The sequence below is a fragment of the Pseudomonas sp. IT-P4 genome (assembly GCF_949767755.1).
Classification (GTDB): domain Bacteria; phylum Pseudomonadota; class Gammaproteobacteria; order Pseudomonadales; family Pseudomonadaceae; genus Aquipseudomonas; species Aquipseudomonas monachiensis.
In genome coordinates, this window is sequence record NZ_CATKPX010000073.1 from 1 (window position 1) to 1,060 (window position 1,060).

The following is a 1,060-nucleotide window of genomic DNA, read 5'->3' on the forward strand; positions in this document are numbered from 1 at the left end:
TGGTAACGGGGCAGGCGGCAGCGGGAGGATCTCATTGATTTCGGGGACTTTGGGATTGGCGTAGGAGTAGCCCGAGAGGATTTTCCAGATTTTTTTGTAGCGATCGGCGCGTTCGAGGTCTTCCTGTTGGCCCAGGTAGTACAACCGATCATCCGGCTCCGGACCACGGAAGCCCTCGCTCAAAAAAGACGCCGAAGTGCTGTCACCGGCCGCAACGCCAAGTTGGAATCCATCAAGTGCTTCTTGATAATGACCATCTGTCGACAGATCAACACCTAGGTCGGAGGCTGCATCACCGTGCCCCTGCTCGGCCGCGCAACGGCGCATTTTCCGGGCAACGTCCGGGGCAATGTTGATCGGCGCCAACTTGTCTGCGACATAGGCTTGAGCTAGCGGATTACCTTCATCGGCGGCTTTACGGTAGTAACGCAACGCTATTTCGTGATCTTTCTGCAGCCCCGCCGAACCGTTCTGCAGGAAGATGCCGACAAAGTAATATCCCGTTGCCACTCCGGCGTTGATCAGTTGCTCACTCATGCGCAAATGCTCTTCACCACGGAGTTTGAAAGTACCGCGCATGGCACCGTTCTGCAGATTGATATTGGCCTTGTAGTGGCCGTTTTCACTGGCGATGCGGTACAAGCGCTCGATCTCTACATCAACGGTCTTGTCCTGCTTGAGTTGGTTGTTCTTTTGCAACCAGCGCGCGTAATGGAACAGCACATCGACCTCGGCGGAGGCCGCAGGGATCTGCTCGTGTACACAGCTGAAGGCCAGCTTGGCCTTGACTTCAGTTAAAGGGTTCAAGGGCGTTTCCTTGGTCGAGGTAGAGGTAGGATTACTGGTATCGCAGGCGACCAGCAGCAGACATGACAGCAACAAGAGCCGGTGCATCAGTCGAGGTCCGACAGGTCGGATTCGCCGAAATAGAACTCGACGAGGGGGGCATAGGGAATCAATTGTTTGGATTGAAAATTCTTATTCCGTTTGATGATGTCTTCCCAGGCTTTGAACGCCTCCTTCGGATCATCCTGTGCACCCAAACCATTCGTGTGCATCC

1 protein-coding gene is annotated in these 1,060 nt (G+C 54.6%); it reads right to left on the bottom strand.

Going from position 1 to position 1,060, the window contains the following annotated elements; translation table 11 throughout:
* Positions 1–894 (bottom strand): DUF6396 domain-containing protein (locus ACM6IT_RS24600; RefSeq protein ID WP_414918881.1); only part of this gene is annotated, 894 nt, incomplete at its 3' end.
* Positions 895–1,060 lie beyond the last annotated feature (166 nt).